Origin of the sequence: Streptosporangium oxazolinicum, from assembly GCF_039537505.1 — a bacterium.
Lineage (GTDB): Bacteria > Actinomycetota > Actinomycetes > Streptosporangiales > Streptosporangiaceae > Streptosporangium > Streptosporangium oxazolinicum.
The window spans coordinates 362,047-387,254 of the sequence record NZ_BAABAQ010000008.1; the positions used below are offsets into that span (position 1 = coordinate 362,047).

Here is a 25,208-nt window from a genome sequence, read left to right on the forward strand (position 1 = left end):
TACGCTGGCCGGGCACTCAGGGCACCTGGGGCACCCGAACGAAGGGAAGATCATGTTCCGGCACGTCGTGCTGTTCACCTGGACGGAAGAGGCCACCGAGGAGCAGAGGGCCAGGGTCGCCACGGAGCTCGGCAGGCTGCCCGAGGCCATCACGGAGATCCGTTCCTACACCGTCGGGCCCGACGCGGGCGTGAGCCCCGGCAACCACCAGTTCGCCGTCGTCGCGGACTTCGACAGCGCGGACGACTTCCTCGTCTACCGTGACCACCCGCTGCACCAGGCCGTGATCGCCGAGCACATCAAGCCGATCGTGGCCTCACGGGCGGCGGTGCAGTTCGAGGTCTAGGGCAGCACGCCCGGAGTCCGGGGTCCGGGGAGGTCAGACGTCCGGCGGGTGGTTCTCGCGGTGCATCAGGCGCTCCTCGGACGTGAGACCGCGCCTGGGGGCCATCACGATGCTCAGCACGACCCCGACGGCACCGACGATCATGAAGATCAGGCCGATCACGTCGATGCGCACGGCCTCGCCGAGGACGTCGGGATCGATGGCGAAGCGGAGGATGGCGCCGAGCGTGAGAAAGAAGATGCTGACCCCGACACCCATGAAGTTCCTCCGGGTAAGGCTGTACGCCAGGCAAAGAGACAGTCTGGGGTTGGTCATACCCGCTCAGGCGTGATCACACCTCCGAGGAGGGTCTTGTCCGCGGCGGTGGGCCCCGACGAGCCCAGCCACACCGGCACCCCGAGGGCCTCCGCCACCGCCGAGGGCCAGTCGTCGATCCCGTCGGCGTAGCGCGGCCCGGCCCCGCGCAGCCGTTCCGTCAGCCTGGCCTGCCCGTCGAGGTCGCCCGCCGTGCCCACCGGAAGCTCCCCGATGTCGTACGAGACACACATCCGCGACACCGGCGCGTCCAGGTGGGTGAGCGCGAGGGCGTCGGCCCCGCCGGAGACCGCCAGCGCGTAGCGGTGGGCCACCGCGTCGAAGTGACCGGTGCGAAAGGGCCCCTGCCAGGGGCCGGTCCCGTTGTGGGCCTCGGGCGGCGTGAACGTCGCGTCCTCGGTGACCAGCGGTCCGGGGCCGTGCCGCGGGGTGTAGGTCCGCAGTACGCCCAGCCGCAGGGCGGGCACCCCGTCGAGCAGCTCCAGCGCGTTGGCGAAGGTCGTCGTGCTCCAGGTGGTGTACGGGTGGAAGCCGTGCCACTCGTCGAGCAGCACGCCCTGCGCCCCCTCGAAGACCACGGGCCGCCTGCGCAGCAGCGCGGTCGTGAACGAGGAACCGACCAGGATCACCCGCTCGGCGAACGCCCGGTAGGCGTTGACGCAGTCCTCCACGGGCGGCCCGGTCACCCCCAGGGCCTCGCGGAGCGCGCGCAGCTTGCGGGCGAGCCGGACCGGTTCCTCGCAGTCGCCCGCGACCGGCGCGAGATCGGGGTGCTCCAGGGCGTAGGCCATGGTCTCGCCGACGCCCATCCCGCACGACCCGTGCCGGTCCGCACCGCGCGCCAGCTCCCTGGCCCGCCCCGCCGCCACGTGGTACGGCGTGGCGAGCAGGGCGTCCCGGTCCACGGTGAGCAGGCGGAACGGGTCGGGGACGCCCAGCTTCTCCAGGTGGGCCGCCTCCCCGGCCAGCGACAGCGGATCCACGACCATGAACCTGGACAGGTGGGTCGGCACGCCCCTGAACGTGCCCGCCCCGAACTGCGCGAACGTGTGGTGCCTCCCGTCGGGCAGGACGACGTTGTGACCCGCCTGCCCGCCCCCGTTGAACCTGACGACCGCCTGGACGGGCTCACGGGCGCAGAGCCAGTCGACGACGGTGCCCTTCCCCGCGTCGCCGTACCCGAGGTCGGTCACGATCACGTGCTCACGCATACGGCCACCCGTTCACCCTCGTCTCCTCCGCTTCCTCTTCTTCTCACCGGCTCTCACCGGTTCTTCTCACCGGCGGGCCGTTCCCCGCCCGTATCCCCACCGGAAGTCCTCGTCCGTGCCTCCGGGCGGAGTCCCCGTTTGTCCTTACCACCGGAAGCCCGCACCGGTTCCTCGGCCGGAAGTCTTCACCGGTCCTTTGGCTGAAAGCCTCCACCGGAGGCTCCTCCCCAGCGGGGTGTCGTCCCCGCCGGGGAGGAGCCGTCTCCCTTCGTGGTGGCACTCCCCGCCGCTCTCGCGGTGGCCGCCGCACGGCGGGGAGGTCTTCAGAGCCGCATCACGCCGCTGTCGCCGCCCAGGTCGAGCCCGTCGGCCACCACGAGGGTGCCCCGGTCGAGCTTGGCGAGGGCCTTGCCCACGGCGGTTCCGGCGTTCGAGCCGAGCTCGTCGAGGTCGTCCAGCCCCTCCCGCAGGTCGATGGCGTCCTCGCCGAGACCGACGGTGAGCGCGATGGTCTCGCAGACCGCGTCCAGGTCGTCCAGCTCCAGCACGTTCTGTCCGAGCAACTCGCGCCAGGCGGCCAGCACCCGGCCGTCCCCGGCGTAGCTCGCCCCGGCGGGGAGGATGTAGTAGACGTCGTAGATCCTGGTCAGTTCGGCGACCATGTCCTTGGTCGGGATGTCGCGCTGGAGCCGCTCGCCGACCACCTTCTCGACCTCGCGCCGCTTGACCCGCGGGTAGGGCAGCTCGTCGCCGATGATGAACAGGTAGCCCCGGCGCCCCCGCTTCTCGAAACAGTCGATCGAGGTGTGCCTGGCCATGAAGTACATCGCCAGCTCGTACGACTCGGTCATCTGGCCGCCGCCCCCGCCCTCAAGCAGGATCTTGCCCAGGTGCTCGTCCATCCGGTTGTCGGACTCGAACTGGCCGACCTGCAGCGGGGCCCGGTCGCAGGTGGCGTCGCCGATCGCGCCGAAGAGGATCTGCGGGTCGGTGGCGTACCCCTTGCGGAGCAGCAGCCCGAGCAGGTCGGGCAGCTTGGTCTGGAGGGTGCGGGGCACCCCGCCCATCGAGCCGGTCACGTCGAACAGGACGGCCACGGCGAGGGAGTTGGGGTGCTCGGCGGAGTCGCGGCTCTCGCGGAGCGTCACTCCGTGCGGGTCGAGGTCGGGGTGAGCGGAGCGGGCGCCGCTGTCGCTGTAGGCGAAGGCGCTCGAACCCTTGGCCGCGCGGTAGCTCGCGGCGGCGGAGTAGACGTCGGTGGACCAGATTCCGCTTCCCACGGGTGGATCTCCTCGGATCAGGGGTGGAACGTTCTATGGGGTCGTTTGTGAAGGTCAGAGATGGAGCGGCCGGTATTTCCTCGGCCCGTACAGGTCGTCGAGCAGGTCGTCGAGCTCTCCCAGCAGCCGCCAGGCGTCGTTCGGCGGGCTGAGCAGGCTGCCCCGGACGAAGTTCCTGACCGGGGCGGGGACGCGGTCGCCCATGAGGGCGGCCACGCAGCGGGTGGCGAGGTGGATGTCGGTGGCCGGGGTCGCGGGCCTCCTGGCCAGGACCCCGGCCGGGTAGTCGTCGCGGTGCCTGGCCACGAGAGCGGTGATCGGGGTGCCGAGCGGGACCGACTGGCTCCAGTCGACGAGCACCAGGCCGTGGTCGAGCGGGTGGACGAGGACGTGGTGCCCGAACACCGCGCCGTGCGCGACCCCCGCCCGGTGGGCCGCGCCGACGACCACCAGCAGCCGCCGCCAGATCCACGCCGCGTCCCGCACGTCCAGCACCGGCCGCCGCCGCCGGACCTCCTCCAGGCTCAGGAACCCGTCCGGCACCCGGCTGAGCACATTGGCCTGCCGCTCGATCCCCCCGGAACGGTGCCGGAACGACTCCACCACGCGGGGCACGTACGGCAGGAGCAGCGGGTCGCCGTCGCGGGCGATCGTCTCCAGGGACTCCGCCTCGCGGCGCATGAGGTCGTTGTCCGCGTGGCTGCGCGGGAGCTTGAGCAGCGTGTCGGGACCGCTCTCGTAGAGCACGGCCGACGCGCCCCGCCGGAAGACGCCCCCGATCCGGTAGGTGCCCCGCCTGGTGGTGATCACCGTCTCCTTGGCCCGCTCCGAGGCTCCCTTCGGGGCTCCCTTCGAAGCCGAGGCGCCGTCGCGGGCCGCCCACAGCCTCGCCAGCCGGGAGAACGCCTCGGCGGCCTCCGCCCCCGGCGCGAGGTCGGGGTGGAGCAGCCTCGCCAGCCTCCGGTACGCCCGGTGCGGGAAGTCCCCGCCGAACAGGTCGTCGGGCGTGCGGGCGGTGGTCACCAGCGCGATCGCCTCGGCCGTGGTCATCTGATCTGCTCCTCCCTGGCGGGCCGCAACAGGGCGGGGTGCAGGAGCCGGGCGTCGCCGGCCCGGTAGAGCTTGGCGCGCGGCCCGCCCCTGGCCCCGCCGCTCTCGGTGGTCTCGCCGGTGCTCTCCACGAAGCCGGGCACCGACAGGATCTTGCGGTGGAAGTTGCCCGCGTGCAGCGACACACCCCAGACCGTCTCGTAGACGCCGCGCAGCTCGGAGATCGTGAACCTCTCACCGGCGAACGCGGTGGCCAGCGGGGTGTACTCCAGCTTGCCGCGCGCCCGCTCCAGCCCGTGCGCCAGGATGCGGTCGTGGTCGAACGCGAGCTCCGGCAGCTTGTCGACCGGGTGCCAGGAGGCGTCGGCCGCGTCCGAGCCCGCCCGGGGATCGGGCAGGTCGGGGGCGAACGCCAGGTAGGAGATCGACACGATCCTCATCCGCGGATCGCGCTCGGGCGCCCCGTAGCTGGCGAGCTGCTCGATGTGGACCCGATCCGACAGGCCCGTCTCCTCGGCCAGCTCCCGCGCCGCGGCCTGCGGCAGATCCTCTCCCGGCCGGATGAAGCCCCCGGGCAGCGCCCACAGCCCCGCATGGGGTTGCTCGGCCCGCCTGATCAGCAGAACGCGCAACCCGCCCCCGCGAATGGTCAGCGCCACCACGTCGACCGTCACCGCGACCGCCGGATATGCCCGGGGGTCGTAGCCGGCCAGGAACTCGGATTCATCCATCACATGTCCTTCTCACGTTGAGACAATCTCAGTATGAGAATAACAAAGGGTTGATGTCAATGACTTTGCGGTGATCCATCCTTCTTCGCCCTCCCCGGCCCCCTCCCCGTGATCCGGCCGTCCTCCGTGGTTGGCCCGCCGGGGGCGTCCGGGAGATCGCGTCGCGACGTGAGAGGCCGGGAAACGGATGAGGGACCGGCCCCGTGAGAACGGGGCCGGTCCCTCATCGTGCCTGCCGCGGGAGCAGGTGATCCTCGGGCCCGAACCGGCCTGAAGCGGCCTGGTCGGGATCAGGTCAGAACGCCTCTTCGGGCAGTTCCATCAGGTCCTGGTCGGTGGCGTCGAGCGTACGGCGCTCGGCGGCGATGCGAGGCAGGACGGTCTGGGCGAAGAACGAGGCCGCGGAGACCTTGCCGGTGTAGAAGGCGTGGTCGCCTCCCTCGGCGGCCGAGTCCAGCGCGGCCAGGGCCACCTCGGCCTGGCGCAGCAGCAGCCAGCCGATCACCACGTCGCCCAGGGCGAGCAGGAACCGGGTGGTGTTGAGGCCGACCTTGTAGACCTCCTGCGGGGTCTCCAGCGAGCCGATCGCCCAGCCCGCCATGGTGTCGGCCATGGCCTTGACCTCGTCCGCGGCCTCACCGAGGAGCTTGCGCCCCTCCTTCAGCCGCCCGTTGCCCGCCTCGGAGGCGGCGAAGGCCCTCACGTCGCCGTACAGCGAGCCGAGGGCGGCCCCCTGGTTGCGCAGGACCTTGCGGAAGAACAGGTCCAGACCCTGGATCGCGGTGGTGCCCTCGTAGAGGGAGTCGATCTTCGCGTCCCTGATGTACTGCTCGATCGGGTAGTCCTGCAGGTAGCCGGACCCGCCCAGGGTCTGCAGCGAGCGGGCCAGCAGCTCGTACGAGCGCTCGGAGCCGACGCCCTTGACCAGCGGCAGCAGCAGGTCGTTCATCGCCTCGGCGTGCTCGTCCCTGCGCCCCTCGTGCTCGGCGATCAGCACGTCGTCCTGGTAGGTGGCGGTGAGCATGACCAGGGCCCGCATGCCCTCGGCGTACGACTTCTGGAGCATCAGCTCCCGGCGTACGTCCGGGTGGTGGGTGATCGTCACGCGCGGGGCCGACTTGTCGGCCATCTGGGTGAGGTCGGCGCCCTGCACCCGCTGCCTGGCGTAGGCGAGGGCGTTGAGGTAGCCGGTGGAGAGCGTGGCGATCGCCTTGGAGCCGACCATCATCCGGGCGTGCTCGATGATCATGAACATCTGCTTGATGCCCTCGTGCACCTCGCCGATCAGCGTGCCCACGGCCGGGCGCTCGCCGCCGAAGGTGACCTCGCAGGTCGTGGAGACCTTGAGGCCCATCTTCTTCTCGACGTTGGTGACGTGGACGCCGTTGCGCTCGCCGAGCTCGCCGGTCTCCAGGTCCACGTGGTATTTCGGGACCAGGAACATCGACAGGCCCTTGGTGCCGACGCCGTGCCCCTCGGGGCGGGCCAGCACCAGGTGGAAGATGTTGTCGGACAGGTCGTGCTCGGCGCTGGTGATGAAGCGCTTCACGCCCTCGATGTGCCAGGTGCCGTCGTCCTGCCGTACGGCCTTCGCGCGGCCGGCGCCCACGTCGGAGCCGGCGTCCGGCTCGGTGAGCACCATGGTGGCGCCCCACTGGTTCTCGATGGCCAGCTCGGCGAAGCGCCGCTGGTCCTCGGTGCCGATCGTGTGGAGGATGTAGGCGAAGGCCGGGCCGCTGGAGTACATCCACACGGCCGGGTTGGAACCGAGCACCAGCTCGGCCAGGGCCCAGTTCACGCTGCTCGGCAGGCCGGGGCCGCCCATCTCGGCGGGAAGGCCGAGGTTGGTCCAGCCCGCGTCACGGTAGGCGGCGAAGGACCTCTTGAAGCCCTCCGGCATCGTCACCGTCGAGGTGGCGGGGTCGAACACCGGCGGGGTGCGGTCACCCTCCTCGAAGGAGTCGGCGAGCACGCCCGTGGCGAGCCGGTTGACCTCCTCCAGGATGCTCCGCACGACGTCCTCGTCCAGATCGGCGTAAAGACCGCTGCCCAGGATGTCCCGGCGCCCGAAGACCTCGAAGAGGTTGAACTCCAGGTCACGCACATTGCTCTTGTAGTGGCCCATGGGGTCTGCTCCTTGAAACCGGGGGTCCGGGGCTGTCCATACTCGCCAGTAACGTTACCTGTAATGCTACCCGCGAGTAACCCCTAAAAAACACCCCTGACTGGGACGTTCGTCACGCCGCCCAGGGGGTGTCTCGGGGGGCCGATCGACGGGCGGGGAGAGCTCTCCTAGGCTTTCCGCATGGATGAGCGGTGGCGGGCCGACCTCGGGATGTGGGCCATTCCCGAGGAGATCGCGGCCAGGGCGCCGGTCAGTCCCTGGGGCCACTCTCCGGCGCGGTTCGCCCAGCGCACCGACCTCGCCCTCGCGGCTCCCGAGGGGCCGACCCTGGCGCGGATCGCCGAGGCGCTCCCACCCGGCGGGAGCGTGCTGGACGTCGGCGCCGGGACTGGAGCGGCCTCCCTGCCACTGGGCCGGGACCTGGGGGAGCTGATCGCGGTCGACCCCTCCGGCGCCATGCTCGCCGAGTTGGCCTCCCGTGCCGCGGCGCTCGGCGTCCCCACCCGGACCGTCGACGGCCGCTGGCCCGACGTCGCTGACCGGACACCGGTCGCGGATGTCGCGGTATCCGCCCACGTCGTCTACGACGTGCCCGGACTGGCGGGGTTCCTCACCGAGCTCACCCGTCACGCCCGCGTCCGGGTCGTCCTGGAACTCACCGGGCGACACCCGATGAGCTGGCTCAACCCCCTGTGGCAGCACTTCCACGGCATCACCCGCCCGCGGAGGCCCACGGCCCACGACGTGATCGACATCGCGGAGGGACTCGGTCACGAGGTCCACCACGAGTGGCGCGTGGCCCCGCTGCCCCGTTTCACCCGGCTTGAGGACCTCGCCGAGAGCGCCTGCCGGAGGCTCTGCCTCGGGTGGGAGCGGGCCGACGAGGTCATCGCGGCGGTGGTCGAGCTGGACATGTGGCCGGTGCCCCGCGACCGGTGGTTCACACTCTGGTGGGAATCAAAGTGAGATCCGGCTACGTTCCACGGTAGAACGCTCAAAAGGGCGTTTCCGGACGAGACGCGCCGTACCCGGTAGGCAAAGACGACGCTCCTGATCAAGAAGGAGTCGTCATGGCCTGGGTCTTCATCGTGGTCGCCGGTCTGTTCGAAGTCGCGATGGCGTACTCGCTCAAGCTGAGCGACGGGTTCTCCGTGCCGCTGCCGAGCGTCGGCTTCGTGGTCTTCAGCGTGCTCAGTTTCGGCCTGCTCGCCATCGGCCTGAAGACCCTGGAAGTCGGTACGGCCTACGCCGTCTGGACGGGCATCGGAGCCGTCGGCACCGCCGCGCTGGGCATCGTCGCCCTCGGCGAGGACGCGTCGGCCCTCAAGATCGCCTCGATCCTGCTCATCGTCGCGGGCGTCGTCGGCCTCAACCTCGCCGGCGGCGGCCACTGACCCCCCGCCCGGACGTCTCGGCGCCCTCTGAGGGCGGTCATACGGGTACGTCCGGGTGCCCTGATCCCTGATCCGGCTCGCCCGAAACCGGCTTGACGGCTTTGGTGGTGTCGGGTTGGGTGGGGGGCATGATTGACGTTCACTGCGTGACCTTCGACTGCGCCCAGCCGTACGAGCTGGCGACCTTCTGGCGCGACGCCACCGGCGGGGAGCTTCACCCGGAGACGGAGAAGAACGACGACGAGGTCCTCCTCCAGGGTGGCCGAGTGGACCTGTTGTTCATCAAGGTCCCCGAGGGCAAGACGGTCAAGAACCGCGTCCACCTGGATCTCACCGGTTCGGCGGGCACCACCCGCGAGGAGGAGGTCGAACGCCTCGCCGAGCTCGGCGCCACGATCTTCGAGGACCACCGCAACCCCGACGGCAGCGGCTGGGTCACGATGCTCGACCCCGAGGGCAACGAGTTCTGCGTCTGCCGCGCCGAGTACGAGCGGGTCTGACGTCCCCGGACGGTCCCGGCCCGGTCAGGCCGGAAGGCCCGGCCGGGCCGTGAGGTTCAGCGGCCACCGGGCAGCGAGGTCTGGCCGCGTCCCTTGAGGGTCAGGGCCACGACCGCCGTGATCAGGTAGACCACGACACCCCCCTGGAGCGCGTCCAGCGCCGCCCCGAAGACGCCCTCGCGGTCGAGGACGAGCTGCACCGGGTACAGCAGGATCGCGGAGCCGAGAGCGGGATAGAGGGAGAACCTCCAGGGGTGGCGCAGCGCCCAGAGCCGGGCCTGCCGGGTCACCCGGTCGCCGATGTCGGGCTTGCTGATCGAGCCGATGGCCGCGATGAGCGAGAACAGCCCGATACCGACCGCTACCGCCCAGGTAAGATCCGCACTCCCGGTGAGCAGGCCCAGCCCCAGGCTGGTGGCCGCCACCGCGCCGCCGGTCACCGCCGCGGCCTTCCAGGGAGCACCGCGCAGCGCCGCTCCGGCAAGGGACATCTCGTCACGTCGAGTCAGTTCGTCGTTCATGCCACCAGAGTGCCCCCCGCACCCCCTTGCCCACATCGGGGAGCAACCCTGACTGTCCCCGGAGTCGTCGCATCCGGAGCCAAGCCCGGGACCAGCGGACCGTTGCCGGGTGGCCGGTTGCGTTCGGCATGGGCAGGGCCTCACAGAGATGGCTGGTTGTCGTACTCCCTTGCACACCTATGCCCATCTGGTTAACTTTGAGAGGCATACATCGGCAACACCACTGGAGGACAGGCATGCAACTGGTCCAGCTGCGCGGGTGTGAGGGTGACGACTGCCCCAAGGTGTTCAAGACCGATCGGGGGACGTACGTCGTGCAGGGCGATGTGTTCAACGCGATCACCACGCCGGACGGTGAGATGGCGATCGAGGTCCCCGCCGAGATGCTGCGCGGCCTGTGACCACTGCCAACCTGGGCGAGCTGTTCGCCTCCTCGACCCGCGACGTGTTCCGGCTGGAAGTCCGGCAGGCGTACAAGGTCGCGGGCGAGGAGGCGCGGCTCGCCGCGTGGAGGTCCGGAGCCCCCTGGTCCGATGCGGTCACGCCCTGGCAGGAGCGGCTCACGTCGCTGATCCCCAGAGGCGTCCGGATGCGACGCGTCCACGTGGTGGAGCTGCCCTTGAGCGAGTACGTCCGGTGGGAGATGGAAAGCTACGCCAGGAATTCGGCGTTCGGCGAGGAGATCCGGCTCGTCGAGCGCGAGCGGGTACCCGAAGGCGTTCCGGCCACGGATTTCTGGCTGTTCGACGAGAGCACGGTCGTGCTCATGCATTACAACGACGAGGATGAGTTGACCGGGCGAGAGCTGCACCAGGGTGATGCGCGGGCATATGTCCTCGCTCGTGACCTTGCCTGGCAGGTGGCGCGACCGCTGGCATCATGGCGGGATGGATGATTACCGGTCACGCCAGCTCCGCCAGTTCGGTGGGCGTATGCGCGAGCTCCGCGAGGCCGCAGGCATAAGTGGCAAGCGTCTCGCGATGACGGCCGGAGTCACGCAGCCGACCATCTCAAAGATCGAGACTGGGAAGATGCTGCCCTCGGTCGAGATGGTCACCCGGTTGTCGGAGGCCATCGGGCTGGGCTCCGAGACGCGGGAGGATCTGCTCGAAGAGCTGACGAGGATCAGCACCGACATCGCGACATGGCGAAGGTCCGGCGGCCGAGGAGAGGCCAAGCAGACGATGTTGGCTGAGCGGGAGCGGGCCACGGCGCTACGCCGGTCGTTTCATCCGGCGGTGGTTCCCGGCCTGCTCCAGACCGCCGAGTACGCACGGCAGATCTTCGTCAGGAGCATGTTCCTCAGCGAGGAGGAGATGTCGCGGGCGGTGGCGGCTCGGATGGAACGCCAGACCCTGCTCTATTCCTCCGATCACCGGTTCGAGTTCCTCATCACCGAGGCCGCCCTGAGGGTGCGACTCGGTCCTGCGGCGGTGATGCGCGCACAGCTCGATCGGCTGGCGAACCTTTCCACGCTGACCAATGTCCGGCTCGGCATCGTGCCCTGGTCGGCGGAGCTGCCCCGCGTCGCCCTGCACGGCTTCGCGATCTTCGATGAGCAGCGGGTGGCGGTGGAGACCTACACGTCCGAGCTGACCCTGACCGACTCGCGTGACGTGGAGACGTACGTCCGGTTGTTCGAGGACCTGTCCACGGTCGCCCTCTTCGACGACTCCGCCCGGACGATCCTTGGGCAGCTCGCGGAGTGACGTGAGCCGGAAAGTCCTCGCGGTCGTCCGTGCCGCTTCTCGGGGGTGAGGGTACGGCCTCGGAAAGCAGTGGATACAGCGGCCGGGGTCGCTGGCCGGTGGGCGAGGCCAGGCCCGTGGCCGGGGATGCGCGGGCGGAACACGGGCGTCGTCATCCTCTCGGACCGTAGAGCGTGCCGAGGATGTGCCAGACGATGAAGACGACGACCCACAGCAGGGCGCGTCTGGTCGGTAGAGGGCCGCCGCGCAGCAGGGAGATTCCCAGGGGGATGAGCGCGACGCAGAGGCCGCCCACGGCGATGACGGACTGCGGTTCGGTGCCCTTGAGCGTTCCGAGCGCGAGCGCCGACATCAGGCCGAGTGCGATCGAGCGGCCCAGCCCCAGGGCGCCGGAGCGGTAGGCGCCGATGGCCAGCACGACCCAGCCGAGGAAGGCAGGCCCCGACAGTGCCCTGAACGGGTGCCAGCGCGTGTCCCGCCAGGCCAGGTAGTAGTCGTCGATGCCGGTGATCATCGCTTGCAGGCCGAAGCTGTCGGTCAGGTGAAAGGCCAGGTGGTCGGTGCCGAACTGGAAGGTCCGGGTGAACAGGCCGAGGATCACCAGACAGCCGCCCCACATCCCCCACAGTGGGTTGGTGGCGGCGATCCGCTGCGCCAGCGTCATGATCGCCGGCCACAGCAGGACGATCCCGAAGGCGAAGCAGGCGTAGGAGACGGTGATGAGGGTGGGGTGCTGGGTATAGGCGGTGAGCTGCTGAGGGAAAAAGTAGTGGAACTGGGAGCGCAGGAGAATCCCGGTCATGAGCAGGGTGGGGCCGACGATCAGCGAGAAGGCGCTCACCCACCGTCCGGGAAACGCGGGTTGCCGGTTCAGGTTGGCCTCGGCGTTGGCGGCCCGCCGGTCCGCGTCGGCCTGTCGCCATCGTGTGATTCGTCCGCGCGGCGCGACGTTCATGGGTGTCCGTCCATCCTGTCGGTTGTGGTGCGTTCCGGCGTGGTACGCCGGGCGCATCAGCATGGTGACGGGCGGTGCGGCGGGGACGCGTCTGGCTCGGGTCGCATCTTGGCCACCGCGCACGAACCGGTGGTACGACCCCGGACAGATACGGGCGTCTGACCGTGGGCGGATGCCGGGTGATCCGGCGAGGCGATAGCTTCTCGTCATGGAGTGGGCTCGACGGCTCGGCGGGAGGGGCGCCGCCGACGCGGCGGTGGCGGTTGTCGTGGCGCTGCTCGTCGGATACGCCATCGTCGATCCGCCGGGATCGTCGTCGTGGTGGCCCGCCTGGTCGGCCTGGCCGGTGGCGGCGGCCGTGAGCCTCCCGATCGCCGTCCGGCGGCGCCGGCCACGGATCATGCTCGCCCTGGCGTGCGTCACGGGCGTGCTGGTGACCGTGGCCGGTGCCGTCGCGGTGGGCGTGACCTGGCTGTCCTTCGTGCCGACCGTGCTCGTGCTGTACGTGGTGGCCGCCACCGTCCCGGTCCGATGGTCGGTGACGGGCCTGGCGGCGTGCGTGTTCGGCGCGGTGACCGCGATCCTGGTCTTCTACGAACGGGTGCTCCCCGGCCTCCCGCCCGCGGCAACGCCCAGCGAGATGCCGCCGTCCTGGCCGATCGAGATCGGCGTGATCTGCGTGCTGCTGGTCACCGGATGGGCCGTCGGGACGACCGTCCGCTGGAAGCGGGACATGACCGCTCGCCTCGTTCGCCACCTCTCCGACGCCGCGGTGGCCGACGAGCGCAGGCGCATCGCCCGGGAACTGCACGATGTCATCGGCCACAGCATGAGCCTGATCGCCGTCAAGGCCACCGTGGCCAACCATGTCGCCGACGCCCGCCCGCAGGAGGTACGCGCCGCGCTGGCCGTCATCGAGCAGACCAGCCGGAGCACGCTCACCGAGATCCACCGGGTGCTCGGCCTCCTGCGCTCCGACGGCGACCTGCAGGAGGCCCGCCTGCCCGTCCCGGGTGTGGCGGGCCTGCCCGGACTCGCCGCCGACGCCCGCTCGGCCGGGGTCGAGGTGGACCTGACGGTCCGCGAGGACGCCGCGCTGCCTCCCGCGGTCGCGGTGTCGGTGTACCGGATCGTGCAACAGGCGCTGACCAACGTCATCACCCACGCGGGGCCCACCCGCTGCTCGGTCACCGTGGAGGTCGACGGGCGGGAGGCCGTGGTCGAGGTCGTCGACGACGGCCCCCGCCACGGCCGCCCGCCGCGAGCGGGCCACGGCGGGCACGGCCTGATCGGCATGCGCGAACGGGCCAGGATGTACGGAGGCACGTTCAGCGCGGGATCCCGGCCGGAAGGAGGCTTCCGAGTGGCGGCCCGACTGCCCTACGACCCGAACGGCGGCGTGACATGACCGCCGACGCCACCCCGCACGATCCGCCCCCGCCCATCCGGGTCCTGCTCGCCGAGGACCAGGTTCTGTTGCGTGACAGCCTCAAGGTCCTCATCGACACCACACCGGGGCTGGCCACCGTGGGCGAGGCGGGTACCGGCGCCGAGGCCGTGCTCCTGGCCCGCCGGTGGCGGCCGGACGTCGTCCTGATGGACGTGTCGATGCCGGACATGGACGGCATCGAGGCGACCAGGCGTATCTGCGCCGACCCGGCCGGTGCCGGCGTTCGCGTCCTGATCCTCACCACCTTCGACCAGGACGAATATGTGTACGCGTCGCTCAGGGCCGGTGCCAGCGGGTTCCTCGTCAAGAGCGCGACGGCGACCGAGCTCCTGACCGCCATCCGGGTCGTCGCCTCCGGCGAGGCACTGCTCGCGCCCACCGTCACCCGCCGGCTCATCGCCGACTTCCTGCGCCCCCGCCCCGCCCCGGCCCGGCGGGACCTCGACGACATCACCCAGCGCGAACGCGAGGTGCTCGCCCTCATCGGCAGGGGGATGTCCAACTCCGAGATCGCGGAGCACCTTCACCTCACCGTCGGTACGGTCAAGACCCACATCAGCCGTCTCCTGGCCAAACTGCCTGCCCGTGACCGGGCCCAGCTCGTCATCGCGGCCTACGAGGGCGGGCTCGTCACCGGCCCGCCCTCGTCATGATCTCCAGGGGTGAACGGCCGGCGGGCGCGCGGCCGAGGCCGCCCGCGCCGGGTTCGACGGGTTGACGGGGTTCGACGGTTATCCGGTCACGAGCGGGGCGAGTTCGACGAGGTTGTCGTGGTAGACGGCGCCCCGGCCCATGTCGGCGTCGCGGGCGGCCACCACGGCGTTCGCCGTCGCGCCCCCCGCGCTGAGCTTGCGCCAGTGTCCCTTGGTGGACGCGACCACGCCGGGCCGTACCTTCTCGCTGATCTCCACCACGGCCTCGAACTCGCCGTCGTCGTTGAACACCCGGGCCCGCTGTCCCTCGCTCAGCCCCCTCCGTGAGGCGTCCTCGGGGTTGACCAGGATCCGCGGGCCCTTCGAGCGCTTCAGCAGCTCGGGGTTGTTGCCGAAGGTGGTGTTGAGGAAGGTGTGGGAGGCGGGCGTGATGAGCGCCAGCGGGTACGGCCCCGGCGCGGCCGAGGCCGTGTGCGAGGGGACGTAGGCCGGTCCCGGGCCGAACTCCATCCGGCCCGAGGGCGTCGGGAACCCGTCGGTGAACGGCACGAACGGCTGGGGGACGCTGAGACGAACCCAGCCCTCCTTGCGCAGCCGGTCGAGCGTGATCCCCTCCAGGGAGGGATGCCCCGAGGTGAGCAGCTGCTCGGCCAGCTCCAGGTCGGAGTCGTACAGGGACGGCTCGGTGAGCCCCATGTGCCGCGCCAGGCGGCGGAACGTCTCGGTGGTGGACAGGCACTCGCCCGGCGGCTCGACGGCGGGCTCGTTCCACAGCAGGTACATGTGCCCGTACCCCGCGTGCAGGTCGGCGTGCTCGATCTGCATGGTGGCGGGGAGGACGATGTCGGCGTAGTCGACGGTGTCGGTCGGGAACTGCTCCATCACGACGGTGAACAGGTCCTCGCGCAGCAGCCTCTCGCGGACCCGGTTCTGGCCGGAGGTGGAACCCATCGGGTTGGCCGCGTACACCCACAGGCACCTGACCGACTCGTCCAGCTCGTCGGCGAGCCGGGTCATGGTGAGCGTGCGGACCGGCCCGGGGAGCAGGTCGTCGCGGGTGTCGATGTTCAGGTGGACGTGCCCGCTGGTGGAGTACGCGATCCCGCCGCCCGGGTGGCGCCAGTCGCCGGTCACGCCGGGGATGGCGGCGATCGTGCGCATCGCGGTGCCGCCGCCCGCGTGCCGCTGCACGCCCATGGTGGCCCGGATGCCGGTGGGCCGCGTACGCGCCAGGCGCGTCCCCAGGGCCCGGATGTCGGATTCGGGCAGCCCGGTGATCTCCGCCACCCGCGCCGGGGGGTGGCGCAGGATCTCCTCGCGGAGGTTCTCCCAGCCGCTCGTGTGGTTCTCCAGGTAGTCGCGGTCCTCGGCGCCCTCGGCGAGGACGACGTTCATCAGCCCCAGGGCGAGGGCCGCGTCGGTGCCGGGCCTGATCGGCAGGTGCTCGTCGGCCTGCTCGGCGGTGCGGGTGCGGATCGGGTCGATCGCCACCACGTGCGCCCCGGCCGCGCGGGCGTCCTGGACGAACTTCCACAGGTGGTGGCCGGTGGTCAGCGTGTTCGTCCCCCACAGCAGGATGAGCCTGGACAGGGCGAACGTCTCCGGGTCCATGCCGCCGGGTGTGCCGTAGACCTGCCGCAGCCCGGTGTTCCCGGCCGAGGAGCAGATGTTCAGGAAGTGCCTCGACGCCCCCAGGACGTTCCAGAACCGCCTCCCGGCGATCCCCTCCGACCCCTGGACGTATCCCAGCGTGCCGGTGCCCAGGTAGGGCCAGATCGCCTCGCCGCCGTGCTCGTCGACGATGTCCCGCAGCCGTACGGAGATCTCCTCCAGGGCCTCGTCCCAGCTGATCCGCTCGAACCGGCCGGACCCCTTCGGGCCGATCCGCCGCATCGGGTGCAGGATGCGGTCGGCCGCCCGGGTGTGCTCCAGGTAGCGGTTGACCTTCACGCAGAGCGCGCCCCGGGTGTACGGATGGTCCGGGTTGCCGCGCATCTTGACGGCATCACCGTCCTGGACGGTCACCACCCAGGAGCAGGTGTCGGGGCAGTCCAGCGGGCACGCCCCCAGCACTCGCAGTTCGCCTGACGACATGTCCCGACTGTAGCCGCGCCCCCTGACCGGGACACACGCGACCGTCCCTCTCACACCCGTTCTTCCCGCGCCTGTACGTGGTACGGCCCCCGCGTTACCCGAGCAGGCCGCCGTGCTCGTGGCCGTGCCCGTGGTCATGCGCGTGGCCGTGGCCGGGTTCCAGGCCGCCCGCGCCGGTTCCCGTCCTGCCGGGGACGACGGCGCCCTTGCCGGGCCCCTCGGGGCTCCTGGGACCCCGGGGATCCACCGGGCCGGTGGAATCCCTGGGGAGGTCGCGGGCGTACGCGTAGACGAACGTCGCCGTCGCGATCGCGCCGCTGTTCACCGCCAGCGCCCTGTCGTTGATGTTGGCGGTGGTGTCGCACGCCTGGTGGTAGCACCTGTCGTACGCGACCCCGGCGGTGCCGCCGAACCTCTCGGCCTCGTCGGCGGTCTTGATGCGCTCCGCGCCGGTGAACAGCCCGCCCGAGGGGATGCCGACCGCGATGAAGGGGCCGTAGTCGGACCGGCCGCTGAACTCGGCGTCCTGGTACGGCTCGCCCACCGCCGTGAAGTACGCCTGGAAGAGCTTCTCGATCTGCCCCGATCCGGCGGGCGGGGTCGCGCCGACGGTCGTACCGGACGAGTCGCCGTCGTAGATCCCGAACACGTAGTTGGGCGAGGCGATCATGTCGAAGTTCAGGTAAACCTTGATCTTCTCCCGCTCCGCGGCGGGCAGGGCTGCCACGTAGTACTTCGAACCGAGCAGGCCCAGCTCCTCGCCGCCCCAGAAGGCGAAGCGCAGCCTGTTCTTCGTCCGGAGCGACTTCGCCGCCAGCGCCGTCTCCAGGAGGCCCGCGGTCCCCGAGCCGTTGTCGTTGATGCCGGGGCCCGCCACGACGCTGTCCAGGTGGGCGCCGAGCATGACGACCCTGTCCGGGTCACCCCAGCGGCTCTCGGCGATGAGGTTGCGCGTCCTGCGGTCGGGGACGTTCTCGGCGTCCACGACGAGCGTCGCCGTCGTTCGCGGCGCCGCCAGCTCCTCACCGGTCGCGAAATCGGTGCCGACGACCGGGATGTGCACGGCGGAGGTGTTGATCGAGCCGCCGAGCAGGCCCTTGCGGTCCCCGGCTCCCTGGACCGCCCGGCCGTCGTTGAAGATGATCACACCGGACGCGCCGGCGGCCTCGGCCTGCTCCGCCTTGGCCTGGAAGCTGCAGGCGCCGCGCTGGATCAGCGCGATGTTGCCCCGGACGAAGGTGGAGAAGTCACTCGCCTCACACCCCGAGGTGGATTCCGGCGCCTTCTCCGACGGCAGCACCAGGTCGACCCCCTGCACCGGAGCCGTCACCTTTCCCGAGCCGGAGTACGTCATGGTCCTGAAGTCGGTGCCGGGCCGGTACGTCTTGACCGAGGGCAGTTTCCGCTCCAGCACGGGGGGCGTGGTCTCGCGGAAGAAGGAGATCTTGAACTCCTGCACGGTGACCCGGTATCCGGCGTCGCGGAGCCTGTTCGCTACGTAGGCCAACGAGGCGTCGTAGCCCGGCGTGGCCGCCGCCCGATTGCCGCCGTTGGCGTCGGCGATGGCCTGGAGCCTCTCCAGATGCCCTTTGAGGGCCGCGAGCCTGACCGACGACCCGAACGTCTTCGCGTCCGGCGGCAGAGGGCTCCCGGGCGGCGGTTCCGAGCCGTTCCCGGGGGTCGGCGCCACACCGGCCGGAACGGCGGACGTCGCGCCGGGCACGGAGCCGTCACCTCCCCGAACCGGTGCCGCCACCGTGGCGGGCGCGAAGCCCTCTCCCCGAACCGGTGCCGCCACCGCGGAGCCCTCTCCCCGAATCGGTGCCGCGCCGGCCGGGACGGTGGACGCGGCGGACACGGCGGTCAGGGACACGACCGAGACCACGGTGATCGCGGCCATCAACTTCCCGGGGGCGATGGAGGGGGTTTCCCGCCCCTCGGACGTGACACGGCGGGGCACGGGCGGGTGACGGAACATGATGTTCAGCCTTTCAGGCCGTCCACCATCAAATTGATTGTTTCCGCAGGTAGAATGGTCAATTCTCCATCTGTGACAGGTACGCTATGTTCGCCTGGTCCCCCTCGTCGAGGCTCGGGCTTCCGGCGAACCAGGCGTCGAGGATCTCCCCGAGCAGGGGAGCGGAGGTCAACCGGAGGCTGATCGCCAGCACGTTGGCGTCGTTCCAGCGACGTGCCCCGTCCGCCGTGGCCGCGTCCGCGCACAGCGCCGCCCGCACGCCGGGCACCTTGTTCGCCGCGATCGACGCGCCCGTCCCGGTCCAGCAGCACACGATCGCCTGGTCGGCCGATCCCGAGGCCACATCCCCGGCGGCACGCGCGCAGCACCACGCCCAATCGGCCCGCTCGTCGGCCACGGCACCGTGCGGTATCACCGTGTGACCTCGTTTTTCGATTTCGGAGACCAAGATGGAAGCCACACCGTCAAGACTGTCGGAGGCCACTGAGATACGCATGACTCTGATTGTGGACACTGAAGGAGAAGATCGGTGACGCACCTGTAATGCGAAACGTGCAGAATCGCAGGCGGTGACGAAAATCGGGGAACTGGACGAAACGGCGTCCGTCGACGGCACCCGGCCGACGACGGACGACGATCTCGCCGTGCACGTCGTCGAGCCGCTGCTCCCGCAGCGGATCCGCCGCCCCTCCGACCTGCTGAGGTTCCTGGCGACCCTGCTCGCGCTCACGGCCGTGGTCCTGCTCGCCCTCGTCGCCAAGAAGACCCTGAACGGCCTGGAGGGCGACGTCGCCGACGGCACCAGCCGGGCGCCGTTCCTGCTCAGCGGGCTGGCCGGGGTGCTGAGCGCGTCGGCGATGCTCGGCGTGCCCGTCGCCTTCGCCATCGAGCGGGTGCTCCACCGCGACGGCCTCAGGGTGGCCGAGGGGCTCTTCGCGGCCATCGCCGCGATGGTGTTCTCCTTCGTGCTCGGCGAGTGGATCCTCAACGCGGGGCCCGAGGACCTGCGGGTCCTGCTGACCGGCGGACGGGCCGGGGTCGAGCCGGTCAACACCCTGCTCACCCCGATCATCGCCTACGTCACCGCGGTGCGGATATCCCGCCGTCCCACCTGGCGGGCGGCCCTGTGGAGCGCGGTCGCGCTCAACGCCGTCGCCCTGTTCGCCGGGCTCGCCGCGACCATCCTCGGCATCGTCGTCTCCATCCTCGTCGGGCTCGCCGTCGGCTACGCCACCCTGTACGGCGTGGGCAGCCCCAACACCCGCCCCCCGGGCAGCGCGATCATCGTGGCGCTCCGCAAGCTGGGCTTCGTCCCCGTCAGGGCTCGCAGGCTCGACGACGACCACCAGAGCAGCCGCCGCTACGCCGTCGGCCTCAAGGACGGCAGCCGCCTCGACGTCACCGTCCTCGACCGTGACCGCCAGGTCGCCGGGGTCCTCTACCGCCTCTGGCGGCGCATCCGCCTCAACTCCGAGACCCGCCGAAAGGCCATCCGCTCGCTCCGCGCCGAGCTGGAGCGCGAGGCCCTCATGGCGTACGCCGCGCAGGCGGCCGGAGCGAGCACCCCCAGGCTCGTCGGCACCAGCGAGATCGGCACCGAGGCCGCGCTGCTCGCCTACGAGCACACCCCCACCCGCGCGCTCGACAACATCCCCGACAAGGAGATCGACGACAACCTGCTCGCCCAGATCTGGGAGCAGGTCCTGCTGCTGCAGGTCCAGCGGCTCGCCCACCGGCGGCTGACCGGCGACAGCATCCACGTCGACGGCGAGGGCCGGGTGATCCTGATGGACGCCCGCAGCGGCGAGATAGCCGCCGGTGACCTGCTGCTCCGCCTCGACATCGCCCAGCTGCTCACCTACCTCAGCCTGCGCGTCGGCGCACAGCGGGCGGTCGACGCCGCCGCGGCCGTGGCGGGGGCCGGAGTGCTCGCCGACGCGCTCCCCCTGCTCCAGCGGATCGCTCTCACCCGCGAGACCAGGGCCGCGCTCACCAAGGACAAGGAGCTGCTCACCGAGATCCGCGATCGGATCGTCGAGCTCAAGCCGAGGGCCGAGGCCGAGGAGGTGCGCCTGGAGCGCTTCCGCCCCCGGACCCTGATCACCATCATCGGCACCGCGTTCGCCGCGTACTTCCTGGTTTACTACCTGACCCAGATCAACCTCAACATGATCACGTCGGCCAAGTGGAGCTGGACCGGGGTGGCGCTGGTCGCCGCGACGTTGAGCTACGTCGCCGCCGCCCTCATGCTGATGGGCTTCGTACCGGAGAAACTGCCCCTCGGCCGTACGGTGCTCGTCCAGTTCGCCGGGTCGTTCGTCAAGCTCGTCGCGCCCGCCGCGGTGAGCGGGGTCGCGATCAACACCCGTTACCTGCAGAAACGCGGTGTCCCCCCGGGGCAGGCGGTGGCCAGCGTGGGCGCCTCGCAGCTCATCGGACTGGCCTTCCACATCGCGCTGCTGCTGCTGTTCGCCTACATCACCGGTTCCAACACCGCCTCGTCGTTCACCCCGTCGCGCACCCTGGTGATCACGCTGCTCGCCGTGGCCGTGCTGATCCTGGTCATCGTGAGCGTGCCGCGCCTGCGCCGCATGATCACCGCGCGGCTCCGGTCGCTGTTCTCCGGCGTCATCCCGCGCCTGCTCGACATCCTCCAGTCGCCCAAGAAGATCGTCGAGGGCTTCGGCGGCACCCTGCTGCTCACCCTGTCCTTCGTGGTCTGCCTGGACGCCTGCGTCCGCGCCTTCGGCGGCTCCATCAACTTCGCCGCCGTCGCCATCGTCTTCCTCGCGGGCAACGCCATCGGCTCGGCCGCCCCGACCCCCGGCGGGCTCGGCGCCGTCGAGGTCTCCCTCACGGCCGGCCTGACCCTGTCGGGCATGTCCGCCGAGCAGGCCACCTCGGCGGTGCTGCTGTTCCGGCTGCTCACCTTCTGGCTGCCGGTGCTGCCGGGCTGGGCCTCGTTCACGTACCTGCAGCGCCACGAGGCGCTCTGACCCTCAAGGTTTCACACGGACGGAGGCCGCCGGTCACCCGGACCGGCGGCCTCCGTACGGACGGGTGGGGTCAGGCCTCGCTGGACCTGGCCCAGATGTTGATGCCCGCGTCGACCGCGTCCTTGTCGATCGCGTCCAGCTCCCCGTCGTCGAACGACAGGTTCTCCACCGCCGCGAGGCTGTTCTCCAGCTGCCCGACGCTGCTCGCGCCGATCAGCACCGAGGTGACGCGCCTGTCGCGCAGCGCCCACGCCAGCGCCATCTGCGCCAGCGACTGGCCGCGCCGGCCCGCGATCTCGTTCAGGGTGCGGATGTGCCGCATCGCCTCGTCGGTGAGCATGTCCGGGGTGAGGAAGCGCCCCTGCGAGGCCCGCGACCCCTCGGGGATCCCGTTCAGGTAGCGGTCGGTCAGCATGCCCTGCGCCAGCGGCGAGAACGCGATGCAGCCCACGCCCTCCTCCTCCAGGACGTCGAGCAGCCCACCCTCGATCCACCGGTTCAGCATCGAGTACGAAGGCTGGTGGATCAGCAGCGGCGTGCCCATCTCCCGCAGGATCCGCGCGGCCTCCTTGGTGTGCTCGGGCGAGTAGGACGAGATGCCCGCGTACAGCGCCTTGCCCGACCGGACCGCGTGGTCCAGCGCGCCCATCGTCTCCTCGAGCGGGGTGTCCGGGTCGAACCGGTGGCTGTAGAAGATGTCGACGTAGTCGATCCCCATCCGCTCCAGCGACCGGTCCAGGCTGGACAGCAGGTACTTGCGCGACCCCCACTCGCCGTACGGGCCCGGCCACATGTCGTAGCCCGCCTTGGTGGAGATGACCAGCTCGTCGCGGTACGAGGCGAAGTCCTGGCGGAAGTGCCGCCCGAAGTTGGTCTCCGCGGTCCCGGGCGGCGGGCCGTAGTTGTTGGCGAGGTCGAAGTGGGTCACCCCCAGGTCGAAGGCCCTGCGCAGGATGTCCCGCTGGACCTCGAAGGACTTGTCGTCGCCGAAGTTGTGCCAGAGCCCCAGGGAGACGGCGGGCAGCTTGAGCCCGCTCTTGCCGACCCTGTTGTACGGCTGACGGTCGTCGTACCTGTCGTTCGCCGCGATATACGTCACTGAGCCACCTTCGTCGTGTCGAGGATCCAGGAGAGGGTGAAGGCCTCTTCGCGCCAGGAGTCGTACCTGCCGCTACGGCCGCCGTGCCCTGCTCCCATCTCCGTTTTGAGCAGGAACGGCCCGCCGCTCGCGACGTCGCGGAGCTTCGCGACCCACTTGGCGGGCTCGTGGTAGAAAACCCTGGTGTCGTTCAGGCTGGTGATCGCCAGGATCGGCGGGTAGACCCGGCCGTCCACGTTCTCGTAGGGCGTGTACGACTTCATGTACGCGTACACCTCGGGATCGTGCAGCGGGTCGCCCCATTCGTCCCATTCGATCACGGTCAGCGGCAGCGACGGGTCGAGGATCGTGTTCAGCGCGTCCACGAACGGCACCTCCGCCACCACGCCCGCGAAGGTCTCCGGCGCGAGGTTGGCGACCGCGCCCATCAGCAGCCCGCCCGCGGAGCCGCCCCTGGCGACGATCGCGCTCGACCAGCCGGTGGCGGAGAGGTGCTCGGCGGCGGCGACGAAGTCGGTGAACGTGTTCTTCTTCCGCTGGAACTTGCCGTTCTCGTACCAGCGGCGGCCCATCTCACCGCCGCCCCTGACGTGCGCGACGGCGAAGACGAAGCCCCGGTCGAGCAGGCTGAGCCTCGCGACGGAGAACGACGGGTCGATCGAGATCTCGTAGCTTCCGTAGCCGTACAGCACGGTGGGGGCGGGCCGCTCCGTGCCCTTCCTGACCACGATCGAGATCGGGACGCGGGTGCCGTCCGAGGCGGTCGCCCACTCGCGGAACTGCTCGTAGCCGGCCGGGTCGTAGCCGCCCAGCACGACCTTCTGCTTCAGCAGGACCAGCTCGCCCGCACTCAGGTCGTAGTCGTAGACCGACGGCGGAGTGATCATGCTGGTGTAGCCGAGCCGCAGCCGTCCCGTGACGAACTCCGGGTTGCCCGACGGGGCCACGTCGTAGATCGGCTCGGGGAAGGGGATCTCGTACGCCTCCCCGTCACGGGGCAGGATACGGATGCCGGTGAGGCCGTCCCTGCGGAAGTGCACGACGGTGTGGCCCTCGAAGGCGTCGACGTCGAGCAGCCGGGTGTCGGCGCGGTGCTCGATGAGCGGCGTCCAGTCGCCGGGGTCGTCGAGGGGCGCGGTGGCCAGCTCGAAGTTCTCCGCGTTCCGGTTGTGCAGGACCAGGAAGTGGTCACCGGCGTGGTCGACGCCGTACTCGACGCCGGTCTCCCGGGGCCTGGCGACGCGGAACTCACCGGAGGGGTTGTCGGCCTCCAGGAGGCGCACCTCGCTGGTGATCTTGCTTCCGGCGGAGAGGACGAGGTAGCGCTCGCTGCGGCTGAGCCCGATGCCGACCCAGAACCGCTCGTCGGACTCCTCGTGGACGAGCACGTCGTCCTCGGCCGGGCTCCCGATCGCGTGCCGGTGGACCTGGTTGGGCCGCCAGGCGTCGTCGACCGTGGTGTAGAAGAACGTCGTGCCGTCGGCGGACCAGGCGCCGCCGTAGAAGATGCCGGGGATCTCGTCGGGGAGGGTCTCGCCGGTGGCGAGGTTCTTCACCCGCAGGGTGAAGCGCTCGTCGCCGGTGAAGTTGGTGGAGTAGGCCAGCAGAGTGCCGTCGGGGCTGACCGAGCTGGTGCCGATCGAGAAGAAGTCGGAGTCTCCGGCGAGCTCGTTGCCGTCGAGCAGGATCTCCTCGCCGGGAAGCGCCTCCCCGGCCTTCAACTCGGGCGGCGTCTCGCCGTCCGCCGCGACCCGGCACTGGATGCCGTACTGCTTGCCCTCCTCCGTCCGCGAGTAGTACCACCAGCCGCCCTTGCGGGTGGGGACCGAGAGGTCGGTCTCCAGGGTGCGTCCCTTGATCTCCTGGAAGAGCGTCTCCTGCAGGGGCTTGAGGTGGGCGGTCGCCTCCTGCGTGTAGGCGTTCTCCGCCTCCAGGTAGGCGACCACCTCTGGGTCGTCCTTGACCGTCAGCCACGCGTACTCATCGACCACGGTGTCCCCGTGGTGCACGCGCTCGCTGGGAACCTTCTTCGCCGTCGGCGGCGTCTGACTGCTCACCTGGCCGAGTCTATGTTTCCGCCGGCGCCTGTTCGGATCCCCCCGCTCAGCGGGCTCGCCCCGCCTGGCCGGTGTCGTTCCCTTGGGCTCCTCCGTCTGTGCTCCTCCGGCCGGGCTCCTTCGCCTGGGCTCCTCCGTCTGGGGAATACGGTCGCGGGGTTCGTCGTTACGTCTCGAGCGGTCCGTGGGGGCTGCTAATCTTTTGACGTCGGCAAGGTCCGGCGCAAACCACTCCAATCACTCCGGTGACTTCCGTATGGCTTGTGTCGTGTTTGCCGGTAATCCCTTTGAAACCAACGGTCTCGAAGATCGGTTCGCAGAGCCGCTCGGAGGCTGGTAAGTTTGAGGGGTTGCTCTGGAAACGGAGCCGCCTGAATTCCAGCAGGACCAGCCAGATCGAATCAACCGGATCAAAACAAGCCGGTTTGACACGAAAAAGCGGGCCTGAAAGAATAAAGGCACAACGAAAGAACAGAACAAAATAAAACGAACGCCCCGGAGTTCTACTCGGCTGGTTGGCCGGGTCTGGGTGATGGTGTACGCGTCCGTTTCTTGAGAACTCAACAGTGTGTTAAAAGCCAGTGCATGAAGCACAACCCCGTCCTACCACCCTGTTTGGGGTGGGGGATGGATTCCTTTGGTTGATGACACCCGCCCCTTCTTTGGGTGGTGGGTGGTTTCAGCTGGGTAGGACTGTTCAAGCATTGTTTGGAGAGTTTGATCCTGGCTCAGGACGAACGCTGG

23 protein-coding genes and 1 riboswitch are annotated in these 25,208 nt (G+C 70.1%); of the genes, 10 read left to right on the top strand and 13 right to left on the bottom strand.

Annotation, left to right across the window (positions count from 1 at the left end; all coding sequences use genetic code 11):
• The first annotated feature begins 52 nt into the window (after positions 1-52).
• Complete coding sequence (locus ABD817_RS22960) at positions 53-346, top strand: Dabb family protein (RefSeq protein WP_344920132.1); 294 nt, start codon at positions 53-55, stop codon at positions 344-346.
• A 33-nt stretch (positions 347-379) separates the two neighbouring features.
• On the opposite strand, the gene ABD817_RS22965 is transcribed toward ABD817_RS22960, so the two are convergent.
• From ABD817_RS22965 to ABD817_RS22990, 6 genes are all read right to left on the bottom strand, one after another.
• Entirely contained in the window at positions 380-604 is a 225-nt protein-coding gene (locus ABD817_RS22965) for a hypothetical protein (protein WP_344920133.1), read from the bottom strand.
• A 53-nt stretch (positions 605-657) separates the two neighbouring features.
• The gene (locus tag ABD817_RS22970) at positions 658-1,872 is read right to left on the bottom strand and encodes an adenylosuccinate synthetase (RefSeq protein WP_344920134.1); all 1,215 of its coding nucleotides are present in this window, start codon (positions 1,870-1,872) and stop codon (positions 658-660) included.
• A gap of 323 nt (positions 1,873-2,195) precedes the next feature.
• A complete protein-coding gene (locus ABD817_RS22975) occupies positions 2,196-3,152 on the bottom strand; it encodes a hypothetical protein (RefSeq protein ID WP_344920135.1) in 957 nt (318 codons plus the stop codon).
• 54 nt (positions 3,153-3,206) lie between these two features.
• Positions 3,207-4,202 (bottom strand): lipopolysaccharide kinase InaA family protein, encoded by a 996-nt coding sequence (locus tag ABD817_RS22980; protein ID WP_344920136.1) that lies wholly within the window; start codon positions 4,200-4,202, stop codon positions 3,207-3,209.
• Positions 4,199-4,933 carry an NUDIX hydrolase gene (locus tag ABD817_RS22985; protein ID WP_344920138.1) on the bottom strand — a complete coding sequence of 245 codons (735 nt, stop codon included), beginning with the start codon at positions 4,931-4,933 and terminating at the stop codon, positions 4,199-4,201. Before ABD817_RS22985 ends, ABD817_RS22980 begins: the two co-directional genes overlap by 4 nt.
• Positions 4,934-5,228: 295 nt before the next feature.
• Positions 5,229-7,058 (bottom strand): acyl-CoA dehydrogenase, encoded by a 1,830-nt coding sequence (locus ABD817_RS22990; RefSeq protein WP_344920139.1) that lies wholly within the window; start codon positions 7,056-7,058, stop codon positions 5,229-5,231.
• Positions 7,059-7,238: 180 nt separating this feature from the next.
• On the opposite strand from ABD817_RS22990, the gene ABD817_RS22995 reads away from it, so the two are divergent.
• The 3 genes from ABD817_RS22995 (at position 7,239) to ABD817_RS23005 (ending at position 8,952) form a co-directional block, all read left to right on the top strand.
• The gene (locus tag ABD817_RS22995) at positions 7,239-8,024 is read left to right on the top strand and encodes a class I SAM-dependent methyltransferase (protein WP_344920140.1); all 786 of its coding nucleotides are present in this window, start codon (positions 7,239-7,241) and stop codon (positions 8,022-8,024) included.
• Positions 8,025-8,043: 19 nt separating this feature from the next.
• Positions 8,044-8,109: riboswitch (guanidine-III (ykkC-III) riboswitch) on the top strand.
• Between the two features lie 19 nt (positions 8,110-8,128).
• Positions 8,129-8,452 (top strand): DMT family transporter, encoded by a 324-nt coding sequence (locus tag ABD817_RS23000; protein ID WP_344920141.1) that lies wholly within the window; start codon positions 8,129-8,131, stop codon positions 8,450-8,452.
• 128 nt (positions 8,453-8,580) lie between these two features.
• Positions 8,581-8,952 carry a VOC family protein gene (locus ABD817_RS23005; RefSeq protein ID WP_344920142.1) on the top strand — a complete coding sequence of 124 codons (372 nt, stop codon included), beginning with the start codon at positions 8,581-8,583 and terminating at the stop codon, positions 8,950-8,952.
• Positions 8,953-9,008: 56 nt separating this feature from the next.
• Here the strand turns inward: ABD817_RS23005 and ABD817_RS23010 are convergent, their stop codons facing one another.
• A complete protein-coding gene (locus ABD817_RS23010; RefSeq protein WP_344920143.1) occupies positions 9,009-9,473 on the bottom strand; it encodes a hypothetical protein in 465 nt (154 codons plus the stop codon).
• Between the two features lie 236 nt (positions 9,474-9,709).
• On the opposite strand from ABD817_RS23010, the gene ABD817_RS23015 reads away from it, so the two are divergent.
• Genes ABD817_RS23015 through ABD817_RS23025 form a run of 3 tightly spaced genes read left to right on the top strand, consistent with a single transcriptional unit; the run spans position 9,710 to position 11,182 of the window.
• The gene (locus ABD817_RS23015; protein ID WP_344920144.1) at positions 9,710-9,874 is read left to right on the top strand and encodes a hypothetical protein; all 165 of its coding nucleotides are present in this window, start codon (positions 9,710-9,712) and stop codon (positions 9,872-9,874) included.
• The gene (locus ABD817_RS23020; RefSeq protein WP_344920145.1) at positions 9,871-10,368 is read left to right on the top strand and encodes a DUF6879 family protein; all 498 of its coding nucleotides are present in this window, start codon (positions 9,871-9,873) and stop codon (positions 10,366-10,368) included. The genes ABD817_RS23015 and ABD817_RS23020 overlap by 4 nt, the downstream gene beginning before the upstream one ends.
• Entirely contained in the window at positions 10,361-11,182 is an 822-nt protein-coding gene (locus tag ABD817_RS23025) for a helix-turn-helix domain-containing protein (RefSeq protein WP_344920146.1), read from the top strand. The genes ABD817_RS23020 and ABD817_RS23025 overlap by 8 nt, the downstream gene beginning before the upstream one ends.
• Positions 11,183-11,333: 151 nt before the next feature.
• Here ABD817_RS23025 and ABD817_RS23030 read toward each other — a convergent pair whose 3' ends face one another.
• Positions 11,334-12,137, bottom strand: coding sequence for a hypothetical protein (locus ABD817_RS23030; protein WP_344920147.1), 804 nt, complete (start codon positions 12,135-12,137; stop codon positions 11,334-11,336).
• 208 nt (positions 12,138-12,345) lie between these two features.
• Here ABD817_RS23030 and ABD817_RS23035 point away from each other — a divergent pair, with 208 nt between their 5' ends.
• Positions 12,346-13,545 (top strand): sensor histidine kinase, encoded by a 1,200-nt coding sequence (locus ABD817_RS23035; protein WP_344920148.1) that lies wholly within the window; start codon positions 12,346-12,348, stop codon positions 13,543-13,545.
• The gene (locus ABD817_RS23040) at positions 13,542-14,240 is read left to right on the top strand and encodes a response regulator (RefSeq protein ID WP_344920149.1); all 699 of its coding nucleotides are present in this window, start codon (positions 13,542-13,544) and stop codon (positions 14,238-14,240) included. Before ABD817_RS23035 ends, ABD817_RS23040 begins: the two co-directional genes overlap by 4 nt.
• A gap of 78 nt (positions 14,241-14,318) precedes the next feature.
• Here ABD817_RS23040 and ABD817_RS23045 read toward each other — a convergent pair whose 3' ends face one another.
• The 3 genes from ABD817_RS23045 to ABD817_RS23055 all read right to left on the bottom strand — a co-directional run bounded on the left by ABD817_RS23045 (position 14,319) and on the right by ABD817_RS23055 (position 18,808).
• Positions 14,319-16,334 (bottom strand): molybdopterin-containing oxidoreductase family protein, encoded by a 2,016-nt coding sequence (locus tag ABD817_RS23045; RefSeq protein WP_344920150.1) that lies wholly within the window; start codon positions 16,332-16,334, stop codon positions 14,319-14,321.
• Between the two features lie 94 nt (positions 16,335-16,428).
• Positions 16,429-18,234: a M28 family metallopeptidase gene (locus ABD817_RS23050; protein ID WP_344920151.1), complete on the bottom strand. Its 1,806-nt coding sequence runs from the start codon at positions 18,232-18,234 to the stop codon at positions 16,429-16,431.
• A gap of 136 nt (positions 18,235-18,370) precedes the next feature.
• Positions 18,371-18,808 (bottom strand): RpiB/LacA/LacB family sugar-phosphate isomerase, encoded by a 438-nt coding sequence (locus ABD817_RS23055; RefSeq protein WP_344920152.1) that lies wholly within the window; start codon positions 18,806-18,808, stop codon positions 18,371-18,373.
• A gap of 73 nt (positions 18,809-18,881) precedes the next feature.
• Here ABD817_RS23055 and ABD817_RS23060 point away from each other — a divergent pair, with 73 nt between their 5' ends.
• On the top strand, positions 18,882-21,308 hold the full coding sequence (locus tag ABD817_RS23060; RefSeq protein WP_344920153.1) for a lysylphosphatidylglycerol synthase transmembrane domain-containing protein: 2,427 nt from the start codon (positions 18,882-18,884) through the stop codon (positions 21,306-21,308).
• A gap of 70 nt (positions 21,309-21,378) precedes the next feature.
• Here ABD817_RS23060 and mgrA read toward each other — a convergent pair whose 3' ends face one another.
• Positions 21,379-22,407 carry an L-glyceraldehyde 3-phosphate reductase gene (mgrA, locus tag ABD817_RS23065; protein WP_344920154.1) on the bottom strand — a complete coding sequence of 343 codons (1,029 nt, stop codon included), beginning with the start codon at positions 22,405-22,407 and terminating at the stop codon, positions 21,379-21,381.
• Complete coding sequence (locus ABD817_RS23070; protein ID WP_344920155.1) at positions 22,404-24,464, bottom strand: S9 family peptidase; 2,061 nt, start codon at positions 24,462-24,464, stop codon at positions 22,404-22,406. Before ABD817_RS23070 ends, mgrA begins: the two co-directional genes overlap by 4 nt.
• Positions 24,465-25,208: the final 744 nt, after the last annotated feature.

Excerpts from the sequence above, each read along its gene's own strand:
- ABD817_RS22960 (WP_344920132.1), top strand. The coding sequence starts at position 53 with ATGTTCCGGCACGTCGTGCTGTTCACCTGGACGGAAGAGGCCACCGAG.
- ABD817_RS22965 (WP_344920133.1), bottom strand. The coding sequence starts at position 604 with ATGGGTGTCGGGGTCAGCATCTTCTTTCTCACGCTCGGCGCCATCCTC.
- ABD817_RS22970 (WP_344920134.1), bottom strand. The coding sequence starts at position 1,872 with ATGCGTGAGCACGTGATCGTGACCGACCTCGGGTACGGCGACGCGGGG.
- ABD817_RS22980 (WP_344920136.1), bottom strand. The coding sequence starts at position 4,202 with ATGACCACGGCCGAGGCGATCGCGCTGGTGACCACCGCCCGCACGCCC.
- ABD817_RS22985 (WP_344920138.1), bottom strand. The coding sequence starts at position 4,933 with ATGGATGAATCCGAGTTCCTGGCCGGCTACGACCCCCGGGCATATCCG.
- ABD817_RS22990 (WP_344920139.1), bottom strand. The coding sequence starts at position 7,058 with ATGGGCCACTACAAGAGCAATGTGCGTGACCTGGAGTTCAACCTCTTC.
- ABD817_RS22995 (WP_344920140.1), top strand. The coding sequence starts at position 7,239 with ATGGATGAGCGGTGGCGGGCCGACCTCGGGATGTGGGCCATTCCCGAG.
- ABD817_RS23000 (WP_344920141.1), top strand. The coding sequence starts at position 8,129 with ATGGCCTGGGTCTTCATCGTGGTCGCCGGTCTGTTCGAAGTCGCGATG.
- ABD817_RS23005 (WP_344920142.1), top strand. The coding sequence starts at position 8,581 with ATGATTGACGTTCACTGCGTGACCTTCGACTGCGCCCAGCCGTACGAG.
- ABD817_RS23010 (WP_344920143.1), bottom strand. The coding sequence starts at position 9,473 with ATGAACGACGAACTGACTCGACGTGACGAGATGTCCCTTGCCGGAGCG.
- ABD817_RS23015 (WP_344920144.1), top strand. The coding sequence starts at position 9,710 with ATGCAACTGGTCCAGCTGCGCGGGTGTGAGGGTGACGACTGCCCCAAG.
- ABD817_RS23025 (WP_344920146.1), top strand. The coding sequence starts at position 10,361 with ATGGATGATTACCGGTCACGCCAGCTCCGCCAGTTCGGTGGGCGTATG.
- ABD817_RS23030 (WP_344920147.1), bottom strand. The coding sequence starts at position 12,137 with ATGAACGTCGCGCCGCGCGGACGAATCACACGATGGCGACAGGCCGAC.
- ABD817_RS23035 (WP_344920148.1), top strand. The coding sequence starts at position 12,346 with ATGGAGTGGGCTCGACGGCTCGGCGGGAGGGGCGCCGCCGACGCGGCG.
- ABD817_RS23040 (WP_344920149.1), top strand. The coding sequence starts at position 13,542 with ATGACCGCCGACGCCACCCCGCACGATCCGCCCCCGCCCATCCGGGTC.
- ABD817_RS23045 (WP_344920150.1), bottom strand. The coding sequence starts at position 16,334 with ATGTCGTCAGGCGAACTGCGAGTGCTGGGGGCGTGCCCGCTGGACTGC.
- ABD817_RS23050 (WP_344920151.1), bottom strand. The coding sequence starts at position 18,234 with ATGGCCGCGATCACCGTGGTCTCGGTCGTGTCCCTGACCGCCGTGTCC.
- ABD817_RS23055 (WP_344920152.1), bottom strand. The coding sequence starts at position 18,808 with ATGCGTATCTCAGTGGCCTCCGACAGTCTTGACGGTGTGGCTTCCATC.